Consider the following 19,065-nt stretch of genomic DNA (forward strand, 5'->3'; position numbering starts at 1 on the left):
GGGGATAAATTTTGAGACGCGATAAATCGCCGTCTCTACAAGGGTTTTGATGTATTTTCTATTTGAGCGCGACTTCAGAGATTACGGTTTTTTCTAAAGCGGGAATTGCAGCCACCATTGTTGTAGTTGTGGATTCACTCCAACGCACTAACCAAGTGGGTTGTACTCCCAAAAAGATGATAAAAGCTGCCAAAATTAAAGCTGGTATTTTCTCAGACCAAAGAACTTTAGGATAGTAGGCAAAGTTATCTAGTTTGCCAAAACAAGTGCGGTTGAGGAGGATGACAAAATAAACTGCGGTTAATCCACTAGCTACTACACACAAAATAGTCGGGATAGGAAAGACAGAGAAACTACCTTGAAAAACGATAAATTCCGCGATAAATCCTGTTAAACCAGGAATACCAGCACTAGCCATCCCACCTAAAACTAGTAAGGCACTAATTAGAGGTAAACCGCGTATGGGACTCATCAAACCATTAAGTTTATCTAACTCGCGAGTACCGACTTTGGCTTCCACGACTCCCACCAAGTGGAAGAGAATCGCCAGGATGATACCGTGGCTAAACATTTGGGCGACTGCACCCACAAGTGCTAAGGGAGTACCAGCAGCACCAGCTAGCAAGATATAGCCCATGTGACCGACGGAACTGTATGCTACCATGCGCTTGATATCTTTTTGAGCGATCGCAACTACTGCCCCATAGATAGCGCTGACTGCTCCCCAAATTGCCAAAGTCGGTGCAATGATACTCCAAGCATGGGGAAACATACCTAACCCAAATCGCAACAATCCATAAGTTCCCAACTTTGCTAATACGCCACCGAGAAGAATGGCAATTGGTGCTGAAGCCTCAACGTAAGCATCCGGTAGCCAAGTATGGAAGGGAACTAAGGGAATTTTAATACCAAAACCCAGTACTATCCCTGCTAGTAAAAGGATTTGTTTTGCTGTTGACAGGTTTTCTGTAGAGACTGCATCAAAAGCAAAATTGGTAGAACCACTCAGCCACACCATACCCAAGAATGTTGCCAGAATTAATGCTCCTGAAACAGCAGTATAAATCAGGAATTTAATCCCAGCATAAGCCCGTTTTTCCCCTCCCCAAATGGAAATTAGTAAGTAGAAAGGGATTAATTCTAGTTCGTAGAATAGGAAGAATAACAGCAAATTTTCAGCTAGGAAAGCACCTGCGACTCCTCCACTCACTAATAAAATCATGGAGTAGAACAGCCGGGGGCGTTCAGTTTCTTTACTGCTGCTGTAAATAGAAATCCAGGTGAGCAGGCTATTTAACACCAACATTAATATAGAAAGCCCATCAACACCTATTTGATAGCTCAAGCCAAGGGTTTCGTTCCAGGGTAAATACTCTTTAAATTGCATCCCTGGATTACTGATATCAAATTTTAGCAGGATAAAAAGGTTCCAGAAAAGAACTATCCCAGAAAAAATTAATGCTGTTAAACGAATACGATGTTTAGGGAAACTTGCAGGTAATATTGCTATAACGATAGCAGCGAAAATTGGGAGCCAAATCAAAACACTTAACATGGCAATTGGGGATTTTAGAAAATTGGTAATTGTTATAAATGTCTCTGAATTCGCGGCAGCATAGCAACAAACTACATTTCCAGGTTGAACCTGGAAACGAGATTGAAAAAATCTAACTAACCATACTGATTCTGCCAGTATCTAAATCGTAATAACCACCAACTATTTTCAGCTTTTCTGCCTTGATCAATTCAGATAAAACAGATGATGATTTCAATTCTTCAACTTGCGCCAAAATATTTGCTTTACAAGCATTTTCTAACTTATCTCCTGGCTTTCCTTTTGAACTTTCTACACTTGGTTTAATTGCTTCAAGCAAAGTTCCAATTCGCCCTGGCACTTGAGCACCTTTGATTGCGGCATCTACCGCACCACATCTTTCATGCCCTACTACCATAATGACTTTGGAGCCTAATACTAAACTGCCAAATTCTAAGCTACCAATTTGCTGTGGTGTGGCAATATTCCCAGCTATACGGCAGACAAATAAATCTCCAAGTCCTTGGTCAAAAACAATCTCTGAAGGAACTCGTGAATCTGCACAACCTAAAATAGAAGCAAAGGGCTTTTGACTTTTGGCAACTTCGAGTAAACGTGATTGAGTTTGGTTGGGATTGCGACGTTTTGCTTTAACAAATCTATCATTCCCATCTAATAATTCTTGCAATGCTTTATCAGGGGTAATATCACCTTCTGCTGGCGCTACTGGGGCTTTTTTTTCGGCAGCAAGTAAGTTTGAGCTAAGTCCGGCTGTCAATACACTTGTTCCGATGGCACCTGCACCAAACTTGAATAAACTTCTTCTGGAAAGATTGAATTTGGGATGTTGTCTGCTCATGGAATTCTCCTCAAAATATTAAACTGTTAACTTTTAGTAGGATAGTTACTGCTACCCGATTGTCGAAATTGGAAAAACCAAATTTAAAAACTGGATTCCCCAAAATTGCCAAGTCACCCACATTCCTAAAACACCTACTCCTAAAAGAACGGTTAAGGCATAAAACTGGGTTTGTCCAGAGGTGCTGTATTTAAGACCTTCGCCACCTAATAGCGAAAATAAACCAACGAAATTAACGATGCCATCGACTACAAAGCGGTCAATCATATCGGCAAGTTGGGAAATTTTGGCAACTCCAAAAATAATGGTCACTTTATAGAGTTTGGGGGTGTAAAAGTCGTATGCGAACAAGTCTTGTAAACCTTGCCAAGGGAGGCGAATCGGTTTAGGAATATTGCCTAAATAAATCACGCCAGTTATACTGCAACCGAAAAGACTTGACCAAATTAAAAGCAGTGCGACATCTTTATTTACAGTTGCCCAATCTGGTAAAAGTGATAAGCTTTGCAACACTAAAGGAAGATGTAGACTGACACCAAGTAAAATCATCATTGGCAAAATCATTGGCCAGTGTGCTTCAGGCGATCGCTGACTCATTTGTGTAGGTTTACCACCAAAAATTAAACCGAATTCTCTGGTTAAACTCACGGCTGTTAAAGCATTTACCGCTATCACTACTCCCACTAACCAAGGTTGCGTTTCCCACAAGCCATCTGCTAGTTTCACTAACGCCCAAAAGCTACCCAAAGGTGGAAAACCAATTAATCCCAAAGTCCCGACGATAAAGGCTATTGCTGAAATCGGGCGACGTGTCCACAATCCGCCTAATTGGGTTACGTCTTGGGTGATACTATTCCAGATAATTCCGCCAGTACTCATTACTAACAGGGCTGCGGATATGGCATGGGTGAGTACTAACAATAACGCCGCTTCATTTTGTTGCGTTCCCACAGCAATGAATACTAAACCCATGTAGGCGCTGACAGAATAGGATTGGCAGCGCTTAAGGTCAATTTGAGCGATCGCAATTAAAGAAGCACCCAACGCTGTCACTACCCCAATGGCCACCATAGCTGAGGAAACTATGGGCGAGATGGTTAACACAGGTTGCAGTTTAATCAGTACCCATGCACCACTAGCTACTACTACCGAGTTCCGCAAAATCGTACTCGGAACAGGGCCTTCCATCGCTTCATCTAACCACAAATGCAGGGGGAACTGGGCACATTTACCCATCGGCCCGGCAATTAAGGCTAAACCTACCAGTGTCATGGTTGTCGGGTTGACGTTAGCAGTAGCCGCCCACTTTGCTAGTTCTGGATAACTCCAAGTTCCGGCTAGGGGCCATAGTGCCAACACGCCCATTAGTAAGAATAAGTCTCCCACCCGCTTAGTTAAGAAAGCATCTCTCGCTCCTGAGACTACTAACGGCTGGCTAAACCATAAGCCGACTAGTAGGTAGGTTCCCAGCGTCAGGACTTCCAAAATTACATAGCTGAAGAACAAGTTATTACACAGAGCAAGGGCACATAGTCCAGCTTCAAATAATCCTAATAAGGAATAGAAACGTCCCCAACCCCAGTCCATTTCCATGTAGCCAATCGCATAAATTTGCGCCAGCAAATTCAAGCCACTAATCACAACTAAAGCGCCGACACTCACTGAGGATATTTCCAAAGCAATGGTGAGGTCTAAACCAGCTGTAGATAACCAAGGAATAAATACTTCTTGGGCTGGCTGATTCCAAGTTGCTTGTAAGGCGATCGCACTATGTACAAACGCCAAAAATGTCATTACCAAATTTACGTAACCCGCCGGTCTTGGGCCAGTTTTGCGAATGATCCCCGGCGACCAAGGTACGGCTAACAAGCCACCTATTAAGGCATAGCACGGAACTAGCCAAACAGTCTCAAGTAGAAACTGAGCCATCAACTTACCTCTATATTGTCATCAAAAATTTGGGGGTTTGAATCAACTCGCGTTGATCCCCGTTAACCTAGCGATGTCTACGATAGGCTACGCCTAGGCAGATCAGACAATTTTATCTTTATTTAATTTTCTTAAAAACAGCTTACCGTTATCTTTGTCAAAATGGTATTACTTTATCTAAACAAATTTGAGATAAATACTCTAAATAAATCTTATATAAAAAACTATTTGAGTAATGAATAATAACTATTGTTTTTTATCTATTCATCATGAGTTTTTACTTATTGACATAAAGGATAAAAGACGCAAGTCCTTTGCGTCTCTACAATTCAGCTAAATGTGACTCACCCTTCGGTAGTTTTGTCAATCTGCGAAAAAATACAAATAATCGCAGGTGCTTGGCCAAATTGGCTGATGGGCGCGGGTTTCATGTCCCGGTAGTCAAGGAGTTGGACTAAGATGAGGTAAGCGATCGCTAAAATGACCGAAATCGCACCTGTAATAATGGCAACTAATTTTGAACGCTCCATCAGTATTTCCTTTAATGCAAGTTATCGTGCTGTATCTATATCTACATTAATACTTAAGACATACTTGCAGTTTATCAAAGCAACGGTTTAGACGTTCCGTTAGTAATGCATTCGACTTATTTATCTTTACATAGTTTAGTTTTTCCATGCCCACATGCTTATTAAAACAACATATAAATATGAAGTTTTGCTTACACTGCAAACATTTGCAAACTCTAAAAAGTGTGGTAAAACATTGCAAAGTTAAGATTAAAGTTAAGTAATAAGAGGCTTATAGCCATTCCCTATTACAGTTTCTTTACAGTTTATAAACATTATCTAAATATTATCAGTGACTAAGAAGCTACATACTTACTGTTAACTCGCTAGGATATTCACTAATGCGGGGTAGTCACTTGTATTTAAATTAAAAATGTCATGATTAGTACTACTAAATTAAATAGAATTGACTTTTTAGTTGTAATTATTATTGTCGTCATTGGTCTTGTACATTTACCTTTTCCATTTGACGGAGATCAAGCATTTTTTAGGCTAGGTGCTTTAGAGATGCAGCAAGGGAAGATACTCTATCGTGATTTTTGGGATGTAAAGCAACCAGGAATTTTCTGCTTTTACTTTTTGGCGGGAACTTTGTTTGGTTTTAATGAGATTGGCATCCATGCTTTTGAACTTATTTACATGGTATTATTTTCGATAATATTGCTGCTGACTCTAAAAAGCTATTTTCGGCATCAGATAATCGCAAGCCTAGTACCTTTGTTAACGGTTGGCGTTTACTATGTTGTTTCAGGCGCTTGGCATCTTACTCAAGTAGAAGCGCTGGTTGGTTTTCCTTTATTCCTTTGTCTTTGGCTAACTTTTCAATCTTTTAAAAGCAAAGGAAAGCAAAGAGTTATCCTGCTTTTCCTCTCAGGCTTTATTGGCGGAATTGTCCTTTTATTTAAATTAATATTTTTGCTGATATTATTTTCCTTTTGGTTAACTATATTAATGTATTCTTTATTAATAAAGCGACAGGGCATTCAAAAAATATTTATTGAGATTTGTTTGCCGATTTTTATAGGTATTATCTTTCCTCTTTTAATGGTTGCCAGCTACTTTGCGTGGTTTAATAGTTTTTCAATAGTGTATCAGACATTTTTTATATATCCGCCTCTTATTATTGCTAACTCTGCATTAAATCAAAAAGATTTTATTTCGGGAATAAAATGGTTCTTACAGAATTTTTATCCTTTAGCTTTAATAGCTATTGTGGCAATAGATTCTTCATGGCGTAAGTCTAAGGATATATTAACTTTGTTACTTGTTGTTTGGTGCATTTTTGGTTTGAGTGTTATTGCTCTACAATATAAAGCATTGTGGGAATACCATTTTTTATTATTATTTGTACCTGTAGGTATTTTAGCAACAAAAGGATTAGATGTATTATGGGACTCTTTAAAAGAATTGAGTTCGCAAATACCGACAATTATGCTCATATTTTTATTGTTCTTACCTTTTTCATCCACTCTTATAAAAAAGAGTGTAACTCTGGTTAATAATAAGTTTGCTTTAACTGAAGATACACGATTGAAATATCAGACTGTCTTTAGAAAAAAATATCCATCCCTTCACTCAGAGGCTAACTTAATATCTCAACCAGGAAGTCTTGCTGGTGAGATTTATGTAGCTGGTGATCCATCTATTTACTACTTTTCTGGTCGGACTCAAGCAACAATACTACGTGGTTGGGCGCTTGAATATTTTTTGCCTGAGCAATGGTTAGCACTTGTAGAGCAGTTAGATTCATCAAAGCCTCCTTATATCTTCATTGATTATGAACCACAGGCGATTATCAAAGAAAATTTTCCCAAGCTGCTGGAATTTGTTGAGCAAAGATACCAGCTTTTACGTCAAAGCAATAATGGTATTTGGTATATCATCAAATGATTTTTCTTCTAGAGTAGCCAAATCACTGAAAATGGGCAAATTTATACAACAGATACCCCCTCCGTAAACCTGATAATAAACAAGAGGTATTTGCAGACGGGGATTTTGCCAACTTTATCAAGCCAATTTTTGACACCCTCGACCTTTACCATAATCAAGGCGTTGACCCTCGCGCTGTTGCCATTGCCTTCAAAAACCTTGCCGAAAACCATCCCGAAGCTCAGTTAGAAATCGTGGCAATGGAGAAACGCGGCGATGATAAAATCTTGCTCAGAGCCAAAACCGCCGCAGGTAGCGATAAATCTCAACTGAGTGCAGAATATTTTGATGACTATAATCAACTTAAAGCTTTATCGCAGAGTCAGCAATTATTGCTGATAGAAGAAGATAGTTATGTTAGTGATTTAAAAAATATGCTCACAACTGCACTTGGGCAGCCGAAATTTTATACACAAGGAGATACCAACATGTCAGATATCAGTGGCATCAATATTGAAGGCAGCAGTAATGTTAGCGGTATTGCTGGCAATAATTCTATTGCTAATCTAGGAACCATTAGCGGTAACGTGAGTATTGCCCTCACTCAGTTACCTGATGCAACCGATGCCGAGAAACCAGGAATCAAAGAATTATTGTCGCAGTTGCAAGATGCAATCATCCAATCCACATATTTACCAGAAGAAGACAAAACCGAAGCGCTAGAACAGGTGAACACTTTGGCAGAAGCAGGTAAAAATCCCCAAGAATCCACCAAGCAGAAGACTGCAAAGGCAGCAATCACCATGTTGAAAGGGATATTTACAGGCTTACCTGCTGTTGCATCACTGGTAGAAGCGGGTAATAAATTATTGCCTGCGATCGCAAAATTATTCGGTTTAGCATAATTTAACGCGAGTTCAACAAACCTCTCCTAGCCTTAAATTAAAGCTCAATTCTTTCCTTTGACTATACAAAAGTCGAATTACCCCCCTTAATCCCCCCTTGTAAAGGGGGGAAAAAAGAAATCTAGTTCCCTCCCCTTTACAAGGGGAGGGTTAGGGTGGGGTAAAAACCAGATTCGTAAACTACTTCAGGCTTATCTGTACACCGTAGCCGACTCGGAAACGGACGTTTTTAGGTAGTAAAACCAGGGATAGGTCTTTTTATTCAGCTACTTTCTTCATTCTCAGGTAATTTTGGAATGTAGAGTTGAGTTTTTCCAAAATGTCTTTAACTGAAGAAATTCTTTCCCAATTACCCGGCGATGCTTTAGCAGGGTTACGCCAAAGCGATCGCATCCTAACATCTCTGCGCGAAAACTCCGCACCAGTACCAACCTTAGTTAAAGAAAGCCAACAGCCTTTAGGCGTTGTAGACTTTGATGTGCTTATCTGCGGTGGCACTTTGGGTATTTTAATTGGTTGCGCCTTAGCGGTGAAGGGACTGCGGGTGGCGTTGCTGGAACGGGGTATTTTGCGGGGGAGGGAACAAGAGTGGAATATTTCTCGCAAAGAATTAGATGTGTTTGTGGAATTGAACTTGCTGACTGAGGAAGAATTAGAAAGTGCGATCGCAACTCAATATAACCCAGCGCGAGTTAGTTTTGATGGCGGTACAGAAGTTTGGGTAGAGGATGTTTTGAATATTGGCGTAGATCCAGTTTATCTATTAGCTACTTTGAAAACTCGATTTCTGGCCGCAGGTGGAAAGTTGTTAGAAAACACACCCTTTACTGAAGCAGTGGTTCATCCAGATGGGGTGATGGTAAATAACCAATTTAAAACTCGGTTATTAATCGATGCAATGGGACATCTTTCACCCATCACTCAACAAGCACGTCAAGGCAAAAAACCAGACGCACTGTGCTTAGTTGTAGGAAGTTGCGCCCAAGGTTTTGCGGAAAATAACTCAGGCGACTTGTTATTATCATTTACACCTTTGCAAAATCAATGTCAGTACTTCTGGGAAGCTTTTCCAGCCAGGGATGGCAGAACAACTTACTTGTTTACTTATATGGATGCAGATCCTCAACGTTTAAGTTTAGAAGCTCTATTTGAGGAATATCTGCGTCTTTTACCAGAATATCAGGGAGTGGAATTGAGCAAACTGAAATTTCAGCGATCACTATTTGGTTTCTTTCCTACCTATCGCCAAAGCCCCATCAAAACCCCTTGGAGTCGCATTCTACCAGCCGGAGATAGCAGTGGTAGTCAATCTCCCTTGAGTTTTGGAGGTTTTGGGGCAATGGTGCGTCACCTGAAGCGTTTAACTTATGGCATTTACGAAGCGCTGGAAACAGAACAATTATCTGCAAAAGCTTTAGCACTACTGCAACCTTATCAACCAAGTTTAACTGTTACATGGTTGTTTCAAAAGGCGATGAGTGTTGGGGTAAATCAGAAAATTGCCCCAGATCAAATTAACCAACTACTCTCGGCGGTGTTTGAGGAAATGCAACAGTTGGGTACACCAGTGCTAAAACCATTTTTACAGGATATAGTGCAGTTTTCGGCACTAACAAAAACACTGTTAAAAACTGGTTTAGATCATCCTGTATTAGTTGCCAAGATAATTCCGCAAGTAGGTTTAGCCAGTTTGTTAGATTGGATGTTACATTACAGTAATTTAGGTGTGTACACTGCCTTGCTTTCGCTAAGTCCAATGCTAGAAACATGGATTAAGAATCAACCAAAAGAACAACAATATTATTGGCATCGTTTGATTGATGCCTGGAAGTATGGTTCTGGCGGTGATTACTCAGATGAAACTTAGAATTTTAGCTGTGTGAGGATAACATGAGAGAACAGAAATCATTAGGAATCAAATACTTTGCGGTGCTGATTGGATTCCTGCGCGATCGCCAAGGATTTCTAGAGGAAGTTCGCCAAGGTACGAGATTACCAAATAAAATCATTTCTCTACTAGTTTGCAGTTCCTTATTTCTCGCTGCTTATGGCGGAATCATTGGTGCATACCATAGTTGGATGCAAGCTTTGTCTTCCGCTATTAAACTTCCAGCCCTTTATTTAATCACACTCCTAATTTGTATTCCAACTTTGTACTTTGCTAACGTTGTTTTTGGTTCAAAGCGCACATTTGGACAGCATTTAGCATTAGTCTTGACTGCTGTTTCAGTTACCAGTGTACTTTTATTCAGCTTTGCACCAATTACACTGTTTTTCTTAATTACCACCAATAACTACCAATTTTTAATTCTATTAAATGTATTCATATTTGCATTAACAGGATTTATTGGTATTTCGTCTTTATATCAGGCCACAAGTTTAGTTTTAGAACAAGATAATGAAGGTAGTAAGACACGCCAGAAGATTTTACAATTTTGGCTATTTCTTTACGCTTTCGTCGGCAGTCAGTTAGGATGGACTCTTAGACCATTTTTTGGCACGCCTGATTCTGCTTTTCAACTATTCCGCGAAAGAGAAGGTAATTTCTATTTAAGTGTGATTCAAGCTATTAGCTATCTCTTAGGAATCCGTTAATTAATCATTAGTAATTACATAAAATATAAAAGATATAAAAATATGCGGAATAAGGAAAAGTTCGGGATTCAACAATTTGGTGTTTTGGTTAATTTATTGCGCGATCGCCAGGCGTTTTTAGAAGAAATTCGTCAGGGAGTCCGATTACAAAATAAAATTAGTTCTCTGTTTGTATCTAGTTCGATTTTCTTTGCAATATATGGCGCAATTATTGGTGCATCTAACAGTTGGGCACAGGCATTATCTGGTGCTATCAAACTCCCAGCATTTTATTTATTAACACTGATTATTTGTTTCCCAACGTTGTTCTTTTTTAACGTTTTGTTTGGTTCCCGGAGCAGTATTCAACAGCATTTCGTTGTGTTGCTCACATCTGTATCAGTGATTAGTGTGCTTTTATTCAGCTTGGCACCAGTTACGCTATTCTTTCTGATCACTACACCCGATTCTTATCAATTTTTCAAACTGTTGAATGTGTTAATTTTTGGCATTACAGGCATCTTTGGCGTTAAGTTCCTTTATGAAGGAATGCAATTACTTTCTCAACAAGATGAAGTCGGCAAAAAAACCCGCACTACTATTTTAAGATCCTGGTTATTGCTTTATGCTTTTGTTGGTATGCAGTTAGGATGGTTTCTCAGACCGTTTTTTGGTGCGCCTGACTCTAAATTTGAATTGTTTCGGGCAGTCAAAGGCAACTTTTATTTGGATATTGTAGCGGCGATTTCCGAAATTTTAGGTTTGCGTTAATCTAAGATTTATATGTGTTTTATATCATGTCCCATGATTAGGACTTACGCACACTCATATAGCATCTCTCAATGATTTGTGATTATATATCTGTTTCTTTCCTCGTCTATATTTATAGCCACGGTATTTGTAAAATCTTTCTCTTTTAGGAGAAAGATTTTAAATTTTTACCCTTTCCGTGTTGTTAATAGATGACAAAGGGGTATTTAGCTTACTCTAGACTCCAACCCAGCGCTCTTGCTACTTCAGTGGCTAATTCTAGAGGATTGAATGGTTTAGCGATCGCACTGATCATTCCCATCTGGGTATAGCGACGGCGATCGGAAGCCTGGATTTTGGCAGTTAACAAAATCACCGGAATCGCTTTGGTTAACGGATTAGCTTGTAATTTTTCAAAGGTAGCAATACCATCCATCCCTGGCATCATCACATCTAGTAAAATTGCATCTGGTTGGTAAGTCTCGGCTTTAATTATGCCCTCTTGACCAGAACTCGCTGTCTCAACTTTCCAGCCTGCAACTGTTTCCAAGCAAATCTTGGCAACTTCTTGAATATACTGCTCGTTATCAACCACTAGAATTTGCTTTGTTGTCATTACTGCCATCCTCTTGTTGGTTCAGGGTAATTCGCTGAAGTAACTCGATCATGCGTTGTTCAAATTCTTCGTTAGTCCTACTCTCTTTATTCAAAAATTCTGTATCTTGACTTAGTTGGCTATTTGTAGTTTGCTCATAAAGACTATAAATTACAGGAATGTTAGAATCTTCTAAATCAGCATTTTTAAAAGCCCCAAACAACGGCAGAGTGACGTAAAAAGTGCTACTTTCGCCTAATACACTTTCAGCCCAAATGCGTCCGCCGTGCTGTTGCATAATGCTCTTACAAATTGCCAAACCTAAACCAGTACCATCATGGTTGCGTGAATCTGAGGAGTCAACTTGTTGAAAGCGCTCAAAGATACTCTCAAGTTTGTCAGATGGGATACCGCGTCCGGTGTCTTTGACTGTCAACAAAACTTCATTCCCTTGTTGTTGCGCCCCCAACCAAACTGTAGATCCAGGAGACGAAAACTTAATGGCATTACTCAGTAGATTGGTTAAAGTTTGGACAATGCGATCGCAATCTGCCAATACTTGACCGGATAAGGCAGAAATGGATAGCGTTACTCCTGCTTTGTCGGCTAGAGGCTGTATGACATTTACTGCTTGAGTAATCAGATCAACGATATTGCAGATTTTTGGTTCCATCTTCGCTTTACCCGACTCGATCCGCTCGATGTCCAGGATGTCGTTGATTAAGCGTACTAGGCGTTCGGCGCTTTCAGTAGCAATTTGCAGCAGACGTTTTCCCTGCTCTGAGTCTGTCGGTAGCAAACCACTGGTTAGCATTCCTAGAGAGCCGTGAATCGAGGTTAAAGGAGTGCGGAGTTCATGACTAACAACGGAGACAAATTCATCTTTCATCCGTTCAATTTGCTTACGCTCTGTGACATCTCGCAATATAACTGTATAAAATATCTCCTTGCCCATATCAATTTTAGAGATGGAAGCCTCTGCCGGAAATTCAGTGCCATCCTTGCGGCGACCATAGATTTCACGCCGTTCACCCATTTTGCGAGCAATATTGGGAGATTGACCAAAGTCAACCACATGTTGACGATGCATTTGGAAAAAGCGCTGCGGTAAGAGTAAATCAAGACCCTGCCCAATCACTTCCTGGGCAGAGTAGCCGAAAATTTTCTCTGCTCCTTGATTAAACAAGGTGATGGTTTGGAATCCGTTAATGGAAATAATTGCATCATCAGCAATATCTAAAATCCGCGCAAATCGGGCTTCAGAAAATCGTAGTTCTTCTTGTGTTCGCTGACGTTCATCTAGTTGTGACTGTAACTGTCCATTCACGGCAATTAACTCAGCAGTGCGCTCTGCTACCCTCAGTTCCAGTTCGTTGATAGCTCGTAAATCGAAAGATGAGGAAGAATTTACTTCCGAATTTACTTCCCTATCTCCCCCTGCTCCCCTACCCCCCTGCACCATGCGTTGCCGCAATTTTATTCGTTCTAGGCGATTGACGATTCGGGTAACTAGTTCTGGCCCGACAATTGGCTTGCTTACAAAGTCATCAGCACCAACGCTAAACACCTGATTTACCATATTGGCATCGCTATGCACAGTGAGGAATAAGATGGGTAACTCACCCCAGCGCGAATCATTACGTACCAATTGGCAAAGTTCTATACCATTTTTATAGGGTAATTCCACATCTAGAATCAGCATATCTGGCGCAATTTCTTCTAAAGTACTCCAGAAATGAAGCGGGTCTTCAAGAGCGATCGCTTTGAATCCCCAAGGACTAAGTAAGGTTTGCAACAATGCTTGAATTTGCGGATCATCATCTACAACCAATATTTTAGTTTCTGCATGGGGGTAATTTTGCGGCGGTTGCGTTACTGTTTTTAATACCTGTGCCGTTGGTGATACAGATATTGCTGCTGTGTCGTTTCCCTCAATTTCCCGACGCAATAACTTTACCCAACTTGCGAGGTTGCTAATTTCAGATTTACTCAAGCTTTTATTAGAACTCAGTAGCAATTCGATATTGCGTGCCAATTTTGAACCCAGAGGCAAGCCAAAAGTACCTAAAGATCCTGCTAAGGTATGCGCCTCTTTGGCTGCTAGTGAGAGCAATTCGGGATTTAAACTATTTTGATTTAAAGTTGCGATCGCTTGCTCTATTACCTTCACCTGCTCATCCACCCGCCCTTGAAATCGTTGCCAAATTTCCGCAACTGCCATTAGTGCTTGCTGCTGTGATTTCAGATTTGGAACCGAGGATTTTGCATAATCTAATTCCCCTCTATTCTCTACTCCCTCTCCTAGTTGTTTCAGACGATAGCCGATACCATAAACTGTTTCAACCAAATCATTGGGCGCTCCTACAGCTTTGAGTTTGTGCCGTAACCCTTTGATATGAGTGCGAACAGCTTCTTCTTGTGGAGTATCTTCATAAGACCAAAGATGTTCTAAAATCATGTCGCAGCTAAACACCCGGTGATTATTCCGCAAGAATAGTTCTAACAGAGCAAACTCTTTTGGCGTAAGTGGTAGCAGCTTGCCAGCATAAGTCACTTCACAGCTACTAGGGTCTAGCTGCAACTGACCATACTCCAGCACAGGTTGTGAGGTTACAACTTTGCGACGCAACAGCGCCCTAATCCGAGCAACTAACTCCTCTTGGTCAAAGGGTTTAACTACATAGTCATCTGCACCTGCATCTAACCCGATTGCTTTATCATGACTACTATCGCGCCCTGTCAATAACAATATTGGCATTTGCAGACCACTAGAACGGATTTGACGGCAAAGACTAATGCCATCCAATTTGGGTAACATTACATCTAGTAGGATTAAATCATAATCGTAAGTTTGAATAAGATCCCAAGCTGCATCTCCATCAGTGGCAACTTCAACCGCATAGTTTTGGTTAGTCAAAACTGCGGTGAGTGCATAAGCATTTAACTCGTCATCCTCTACAACTAAAATTTTCATGTTAAAAGCTTTCCAAGTTAAAATGGATACAACAAATAACAAGCAATAAACTTAAATTGCAAAATTAATTACAGTGCTTTTGAAGTAATTAAACCACAGCATTCCTTACTAGTTACATCCTCTAACTGAGTAATGATCTTTCAAGCCATAAAACTCCCAATACGCTACAACAGAAAAAATCCTTTGTTAAACCTGTGAAAAAACGAGTAACTCTTACCTTCCCAAAACGCGCCGTACAAATGCCAGTCACTTACGTACTGGCCAAAGAGTTTAACGTTGCCGCCAATATTATCCGTGCCCAAGTTGCCCCAAATCAAATTGGCAAACTGGTAGTAGAACTATCGGGAGATATCGATCAATTAGATGCGGCGATTGAGTGGATGCGATCGCGCCATGTTAATGTTTCTCATACCTTAGGCGAAATTGCGATCGACGAGGATGTGTGTGTCCACTGTGGGTTGTGTACTGGGGTTTGCCCTACCGAAGCTCTCACTCTCCACCCAGAGACATACAAACTCACATTCACGCGATCGCGTTGTATCGTCTGCGAACAGTGTATCCCCACCTGTCCTGTACAAGCAATCTCCACTAACCTTTAACAATCTAAAATCCAAAATTGATATTAGCCCAGCTTAAACACATCCGCTATTACACTATGATCACCCACCAACCTAGTTTTTGCTGGAGAGTCATAAACTACCAATAGCGAAGGTATGCCAGCAACATCCTGAAACAGCGTCATTCCCTCAGCATGGTCTTGCCGATTTCCATAGGGAATATCTTGTACAAAATCTGGATTGCTGAAAACATTTTCTCGCAAGTTAAGGCCATTTGTCCAGCGATAAACTTGCACAGGCCCATCTAAATCCATCGTTGGTCCAGCTAAAATCAACAAATCATTTCCATCTACACACAAATCCCGAATTCCCAAGCCATTTAACCAGATAAAATGCTTTTTATATAACTCCTTCGCTTCTCCAATTTGCCGCAGCTTCAGAATTCCAGGGCTAGAATCTTCTAACTCAATTTCCAGAACAACAGCCCAACCCCGCAATACAGGCCCACGCAAACCCAAAAAAATCCGGTTTTGATAAATGCCTAGTCCTTCAATATCAAAGCCGTTATCTTTTCCCGCAGTTCCAGCCTTGATAAATAAGCCTAAATGCGCGTCATCTGCTAAAGCAGTAAGAAGCAAATTACCTTGGTTCGTCACCTCTAGTTTAGCGGCATTCAATTGCACATCTAGGTTTTGGGGATGTGGGCAAGATGAGAATAACTTACCGTCTATCAAAGGAATCCTTCCTAAAAGGTAACGATTGGGTTCTGATTCAATTTTTGTCAGCCTTTTAAAGTTTTGTGCATCGGTCTTATCAGATTTCGGTTTTTTGCGTTTGTAACTATGAGAACCAACAAACCATAAGTAATAATCTGTATAAGCAAGTCCTTCTATATCAATTTCTTCATCTTCTGGCGCAGGTAAATTGATAAATTCTGCTACCCTAAATTGTTGATGATCTGTAAATTTATCAGTATCAACCAAAGAGAGACGTTCAATAGTTGAGGTTTCATCTGACCCTAACCATAGATACTTCTGGTGGGTTAGCAGCAATGCTGATAAGTCTTTTCTATGTTCTTTAAAATTATCTATAAAACTCAAGAAAACTTGATTAATAAAATTTGAGTTTGACATCTTATCTGATCTCTAAGTTTTCGTAAAGGTTAATAATGCTATCATAGTAAATAGATTTAAGATCATGTTAAATATTTTTATAAACTATCGTACATATAAAACCGCCTGAAAAAATCTGTTCTTTATACCTTTGATAGATATTGCATATTTCTAGAAGAGGATGCAACTATTAATGTTTATAAGCATACTTTATAAGAATCATTGAATAAAAAATGGCAAAAGCGGATGTAAATTTTTAACTATTGTTATTATGCTGTTATTATTCAATAACCTCATGAGGTAATCTTCATTTAAGATAAATTATGAAATTAGCCACGCAATCCACAGTAAAAACTCTAGGGGACTACGCCTACCAAGCGATTGAAAAACACTTTAAGAAAACCTTGAAGTGGGAAAAATCAGTCAAGAAAGATGAAGATCCAGAAGCGCTGCATCAGATGCGAGTGGGAATGCGCCGCTTACGGACAGCTGTAACTAGCTTTGGGCTAGCGGTAGATCTGCCGAAACCAGTCAGCGATAAAAATATTGGTAAAATAGCCCGTTGTCTTGGTAGTTTGAGAGATTTAGATGTACTTAAAGAAAGTTTGGAAAACAATTACAAACCAAACTTACCCTGCAAAGAGCAGGAATCTCTACAAAAAGCTTTTAACGCTATAGCTAAACAACGTGAAGATGTAGAATCAAGTGTGCAAAAAACGTTAAAAGATGAATCTTACAAGTCTCTAAAAAATGCATTAGATAAGTGGTTAGAGAAACCTAGTTATCAACCTTTAGCATCTTTTACTATTCAACAGGTACTACCCGATTTACTTTTACCAGAAGTGAGTAGCTTTTTACTGCATCCGGGTTGGCTGGTTGGCACTCAATTTGTGGAATCAGAAGTGAAAATCCACCAAAACTGGAAACCAGAAAAAATAGAAAAACAATTAACAACACAAGGTGAAATTATTCACAGTTTGCGAAAAGAAGCTAAACGTATACGCTACCAGATGGAGTTATTTACTGACTTATATGGTGAGTCTTACGCAGCTTATCTTACAGAAGTTAAAAGTATCCAAGAAATTTTGGGTACGATGCAAGATAGTGCCGTCTTAACTGACTGGCTTACTGATGTCTTCAAGTCAGAAATTCAGACTGAACTGCCTACCCTTGCTACTTTGTTAACTGAAAACCGCTACCAGTCGTGGCAGCAGTGGCAACCCTTACAAGAACGGTATTTGAAACCTGAAACTAAGCATAGCTTTCATTTAACAATACTGCACCCGCTTTCAGGAGTAATAGCGTGAACTACCCCAACTTACCGAGTACGGTTGAAGTTGGGGCTTCTGTAATCATAGGGGAGTGCCTAAACTTAGACTTTCGCCCAAGAGTAGGACTTACCTCCCCTCCTACAGCAGAGACGGCTGAACCTTCCGCCTTTATCATTCTGATACCCTCTGCTCTAATGTTCTGCGCGGCGTTCGCGTCCCGATCATGATGAGTATTGCAATGAGGGCAAGTCCATTCCCGGACATCCAATGGCATCTCACCTATTTGATACAAACATTTTTGACAGAGTTTTGAACTGGGGAACCATCTATCAATCTCAACGAACTTTCCACCTCTGCGCTCTAGCTTATAAGCTAAAAAGTTAGTGAATGTTCCCCACCCTACATCAGATATTGATTTCGCCAATTTATGATTACGAACCATGCCCCTGACATTAAGATTCTCTACTATGACAGCTTGGCTATCGCTGACTAACTTGTAACTAAGTTTATGCAGAAAATCTTGCCTTGAGTTACTAACTCGTTCGTACAATGCAGCAACAACTTTTCTATATCTATTTCTTGACTTGCTCCCGAGTTGTTTACGTGCTAATTTTTTCTGTTTACGTTTGAGATTTTTCTCGTGTTTGGCAAGATGCTTGGGATTATCGTAAATGGATACTTTTTCGCCGTCCGTGACGACAGCAAAGTGTTTCAAACCTAGATCAATTCCATATATCTTACCGAATGTAATAATTGGGTTTTCACCCTCTAGCTCGGTCAGTATAGACGCAAGGTATTTACCAGATGACGTTTTGCTTACAGTAACAGTTTTGACTTTCCCCTCAATAGGTCTGTGTATTTTGGCTTTGATTATCCCAATATTGCCAGGAAGTTTAACATTGCCATCTATAATCTTGACGTTTTGAGGATACTGGACAGACTGTTTTCCGTGCTTAGACTTGAATTTAGGAAATCCAGCACGTTTCTCAAAAAAGTTTTTGTACGCCGTAGTTAGATTGAGTGTTGTAGCCTGTAAAACTTGGCTATAACAATCAGATAACCACATTGTCTCTTCATTTTTTTTGAGTGCAGGAAGGAATGCGTTGAGTGCAGCACGGCCAAGCCCAAAACCTGTCTCCTTGTAAGTCTCAATAGATTTATTTAGAGCATAATTCCACCACCATCTAGCACACCCAAAAGTTTGAGCCAGTTGTGTTTGTTGCTCAAGTGACGGATATAAACGGACTTGTACAACCTTGTGTAACACTCAGCATCACCTCCTTGATGTGCTTACTCTACCATAAACATATATTGTGATAAAGCACTAAAATACAATAATTGGTGATTCCGACGCTCGCAGACTCATTTGGAGAGGAGCCGGATGAAAGGAAACTTTCACGTCCGGTTCTGAAGCCAAGTCAGGTGGGCGATCACCTGACTTAGGTCAACGGAATTCCGCCGAATTAGTTAAAACTAGGGATACATAAAGACGGGTTGCAGCCCTTCTAAATAGCTTGAAAGTGCAAATACGCCTTGTATAGTGTTGAACATAACACACTTAATTTTC

15 protein-coding genes are annotated in these 19,065 nt (G+C 40.1%); 7 read left to right on the forward strand and 8 right to left on the reverse strand.

What is annotated here, in order from left to right; genetic code table 11:
* Positions 1–58: 58 nt before the first annotated feature.
* From LC608_RS16060 to LC608_RS16075, 4 genes are all read right to left on the reverse strand, one after another.
* The gene (locus LC608_RS16060) at positions 59–1,555 is read right to left on the reverse strand and encodes an NADH-quinone oxidoreductase subunit M (protein WP_229554483.1); all 1,497 of its coding nucleotides are present in this window, start codon (positions 1,553–1,555) and stop codon (positions 59–61) included.
* Positions 1,556–1,667: 112 nt separating this feature from the next.
* Entirely contained in the window at positions 1,668–2,393 is a 726-nt protein-coding gene (locus tag LC608_RS16065) for a carbonic anhydrase (RefSeq protein ID WP_229554484.1), read from the reverse strand.
* 51 nt (positions 2,394–2,444) lie between these two features.
* On the reverse strand, positions 2,445–4,322 hold the full coding sequence (locus LC608_RS16070) for an NAD(P)H-quinone oxidoreductase subunit F (RefSeq protein ID WP_229554485.1): 1,878 nt from the start codon (positions 4,320–4,322) through the stop codon (positions 2,445–2,447).
* A gap of 344 nt (positions 4,323–4,666) precedes the next feature.
* On the reverse strand, positions 4,667–4,852 hold the full coding sequence (locus LC608_RS16075; protein ID WP_229554486.1) for a hypothetical protein: 186 nt from the start codon (positions 4,850–4,852) through the stop codon (positions 4,667–4,669).
* 417 nt (positions 4,853–5,269) lie between these two features.
* Between LC608_RS16075 and LC608_RS16080 the strand changes: the two genes are divergently transcribed.
* The 5 genes from LC608_RS16080 to LC608_RS16100 all read left to right on the forward strand — a co-directional run bounded on the left by LC608_RS16080 (position 5,270) and on the right by LC608_RS16100 (position 11,010).
* Positions 5,270–6,781, forward strand: coding sequence for a hypothetical protein (locus LC608_RS16080; RefSeq protein WP_229554487.1), 1,512 nt, complete (start codon positions 5,270–5,272; stop codon positions 6,779–6,781).
* A gap of 239 nt (positions 6,782–7,020) precedes the next feature.
* Positions 7,021–7,665 (forward strand): hypothetical protein, encoded by a 645-nt coding sequence (locus LC608_RS16085; RefSeq protein WP_229554488.1) that lies wholly within the window; start codon positions 7,021–7,023, stop codon positions 7,663–7,665.
* Positions 7,666–7,984: 319 nt separating this feature from the next.
* On the forward strand, positions 7,985–9,532 hold the full coding sequence (locus tag LC608_RS16090) for an FAD-binding oxidoreductase (RefSeq protein ID WP_229554489.1): 1,548 nt from the start codon (positions 7,985–7,987) through the stop codon (positions 9,530–9,532).
* 23 nt (positions 9,533–9,555) lie between these two features.
* Entirely contained in the window at positions 9,556–10,260 is a 705-nt protein-coding gene (locus tag LC608_RS16095) for an actin-binding WH2 domain-containing protein (protein ID WP_229554490.1), read from the forward strand.
* 42 nt (positions 10,261–10,302) lie between these two features.
* Positions 10,303–11,010: an actin-binding WH2 domain-containing protein gene (locus LC608_RS16100; protein ID WP_229554491.1), complete on the forward strand. Its 708-nt coding sequence runs from the start codon at positions 10,303–10,305 to the stop codon at positions 11,008–11,010.
* A 211-nt stretch (positions 11,011–11,221) separates the two neighbouring features.
* On the opposite strand, the gene LC608_RS16105 is transcribed toward LC608_RS16100, so the two are convergent.
* Positions 11,222–11,605 carry a response regulator gene (locus LC608_RS16105; RefSeq protein WP_229554492.1) on the reverse strand — a complete coding sequence of 128 codons (384 nt, stop codon included), beginning with the start codon at positions 11,603–11,605 and terminating at the stop codon, positions 11,222–11,224.
* Positions 11,577–14,558: a response regulator gene (locus LC608_RS16110; protein WP_229554493.1), complete on the reverse strand. Its 2,982-nt coding sequence runs from the start codon at positions 14,556–14,558 to the stop codon at positions 11,577–11,579. Before LC608_RS16110 ends, LC608_RS16105 begins: the two co-directional genes overlap by 29 nt.
* A gap of 194 nt (positions 14,559–14,752) precedes the next feature.
* Between LC608_RS16110 and LC608_RS16115 the strand changes: the two genes are divergently transcribed.
* A complete protein-coding gene (locus tag LC608_RS16115; RefSeq protein WP_109009783.1) occupies positions 14,753–15,157 on the forward strand; it encodes an NIL domain-containing protein in 405 nt (134 codons plus the stop codon).
* Positions 15,158–15,180: 23 nt separating this feature from the next.
* Here the strand turns inward: LC608_RS16115 and LC608_RS16120 are convergent, their stop codons facing one another.
* On the reverse strand, positions 15,181–16,248 hold the full coding sequence (locus LC608_RS16120) for a DUF3616 domain-containing protein (RefSeq protein ID WP_229554494.1): 1,068 nt from the start codon (positions 16,246–16,248) through the stop codon (positions 15,181–15,183).
* Between the two features lie 302 nt (positions 16,249–16,550).
* Here LC608_RS16120 and LC608_RS16125 point away from each other — a divergent pair, with 302 nt between their 5' ends.
* On the forward strand, positions 16,551–17,534 hold the full coding sequence (locus LC608_RS16125; protein ID WP_229554495.1) for a CHAD domain-containing protein: 984 nt from the start codon (positions 16,551–16,553) through the stop codon (positions 17,532–17,534).
* 1 nt (position 17,535) lies between these two features.
* Here LC608_RS16125 and LC608_RS16130 read toward each other — a convergent pair whose 3' ends face one another.
* Positions 17,536–18,765, reverse strand: coding sequence for a transposase (locus tag LC608_RS16130; RefSeq protein WP_229554496.1), 1,230 nt, complete (start codon positions 18,763–18,765; stop codon positions 17,536–17,538).
* Positions 18,766–19,065: the final 300 nt, after the last annotated feature.

Source organism: Nostoc sp. XA010, from assembly GCF_020829625.1.
Taxonomy (GTDB): domain Bacteria; phylum Cyanobacteriota; class Cyanobacteriia; order Cyanobacteriales; family Nostocaceae; genus Nostoc.

Bases quoted from the DNA above. Each gene is read 5' to 3' on its own strand.
- LC608_RS16060 (WP_229554483.1), bottom strand. From the start codon at position 1,555: ATGTTAAGTGTTTTGATTTGGCTCCCAATTTTCGCTGCTATCGTTATA.
- LC608_RS16110 (WP_229554493.1), bottom strand. From the start codon at position 14,558: ATGAAAATTTTAGTTGTAGAGGATGACGAGTTAAATGCTTATGCACTC.
- LC608_RS16090 (WP_229554489.1), top strand. From the start codon at position 7,985: ATGTCTTTAACTGAAGAAATTCTTTCCCAATTACCCGGCGATGCTTTA.
- LC608_RS16065 (WP_229554484.1), bottom strand. From the start codon at position 2,393: ATGAGCAGACAACATCCCAAATTCAATCTTTCCAGAAGAAGTTTATTC.
- LC608_RS16120 (WP_229554494.1), bottom strand. From the start codon at position 16,248: ATGTCAAACTCAAATTTTATTAATCAAGTTTTCTTGAGTTTTATAGAT.
- LC608_RS16105 (WP_229554492.1), bottom strand. From the start codon at position 11,605: ATGACAACAAAGCAAATTCTAGTGGTTGATAACGAGCAGTATATTCAA.
- LC608_RS16080 (WP_229554487.1), top strand. From the start codon at position 5,270: ATGATTAGTACTACTAAATTAAATAGAATTGACTTTTTAGTTGTAATT.
- LC608_RS16095 (WP_229554490.1), top strand. From the start codon at position 9,556: ATGAGAGAACAGAAATCATTAGGAATCAAATACTTTGCGGTGCTGATT.
- LC608_RS16085 (WP_229554488.1), top strand. From the start codon at position 7,021: ATGGAGAAACGCGGCGATGATAAAATCTTGCTCAGAGCCAAAACCGCC.
- LC608_RS16070 (WP_229554485.1), bottom strand. From the start codon at position 4,322: ATGGCTCAGTTTCTACTTGAGACTGTTTGGCTAGTTCCGTGCTATGCC.
- LC608_RS16100 (WP_229554491.1), top strand. From the start codon at position 10,303: ATGCGGAATAAGGAAAAGTTCGGGATTCAACAATTTGGTGTTTTGGTT.
- LC608_RS16075 (WP_229554486.1), bottom strand. From the start codon at position 4,852: ATGGAGCGTTCAAAATTAGTTGCCATTATTACAGGTGCGATTTCGGTC.
- LC608_RS16125 (WP_229554495.1), top strand. From the start codon at position 16,551: ATGAAATTAGCCACGCAATCCACAGTAAAAACTCTAGGGGACTACGCC.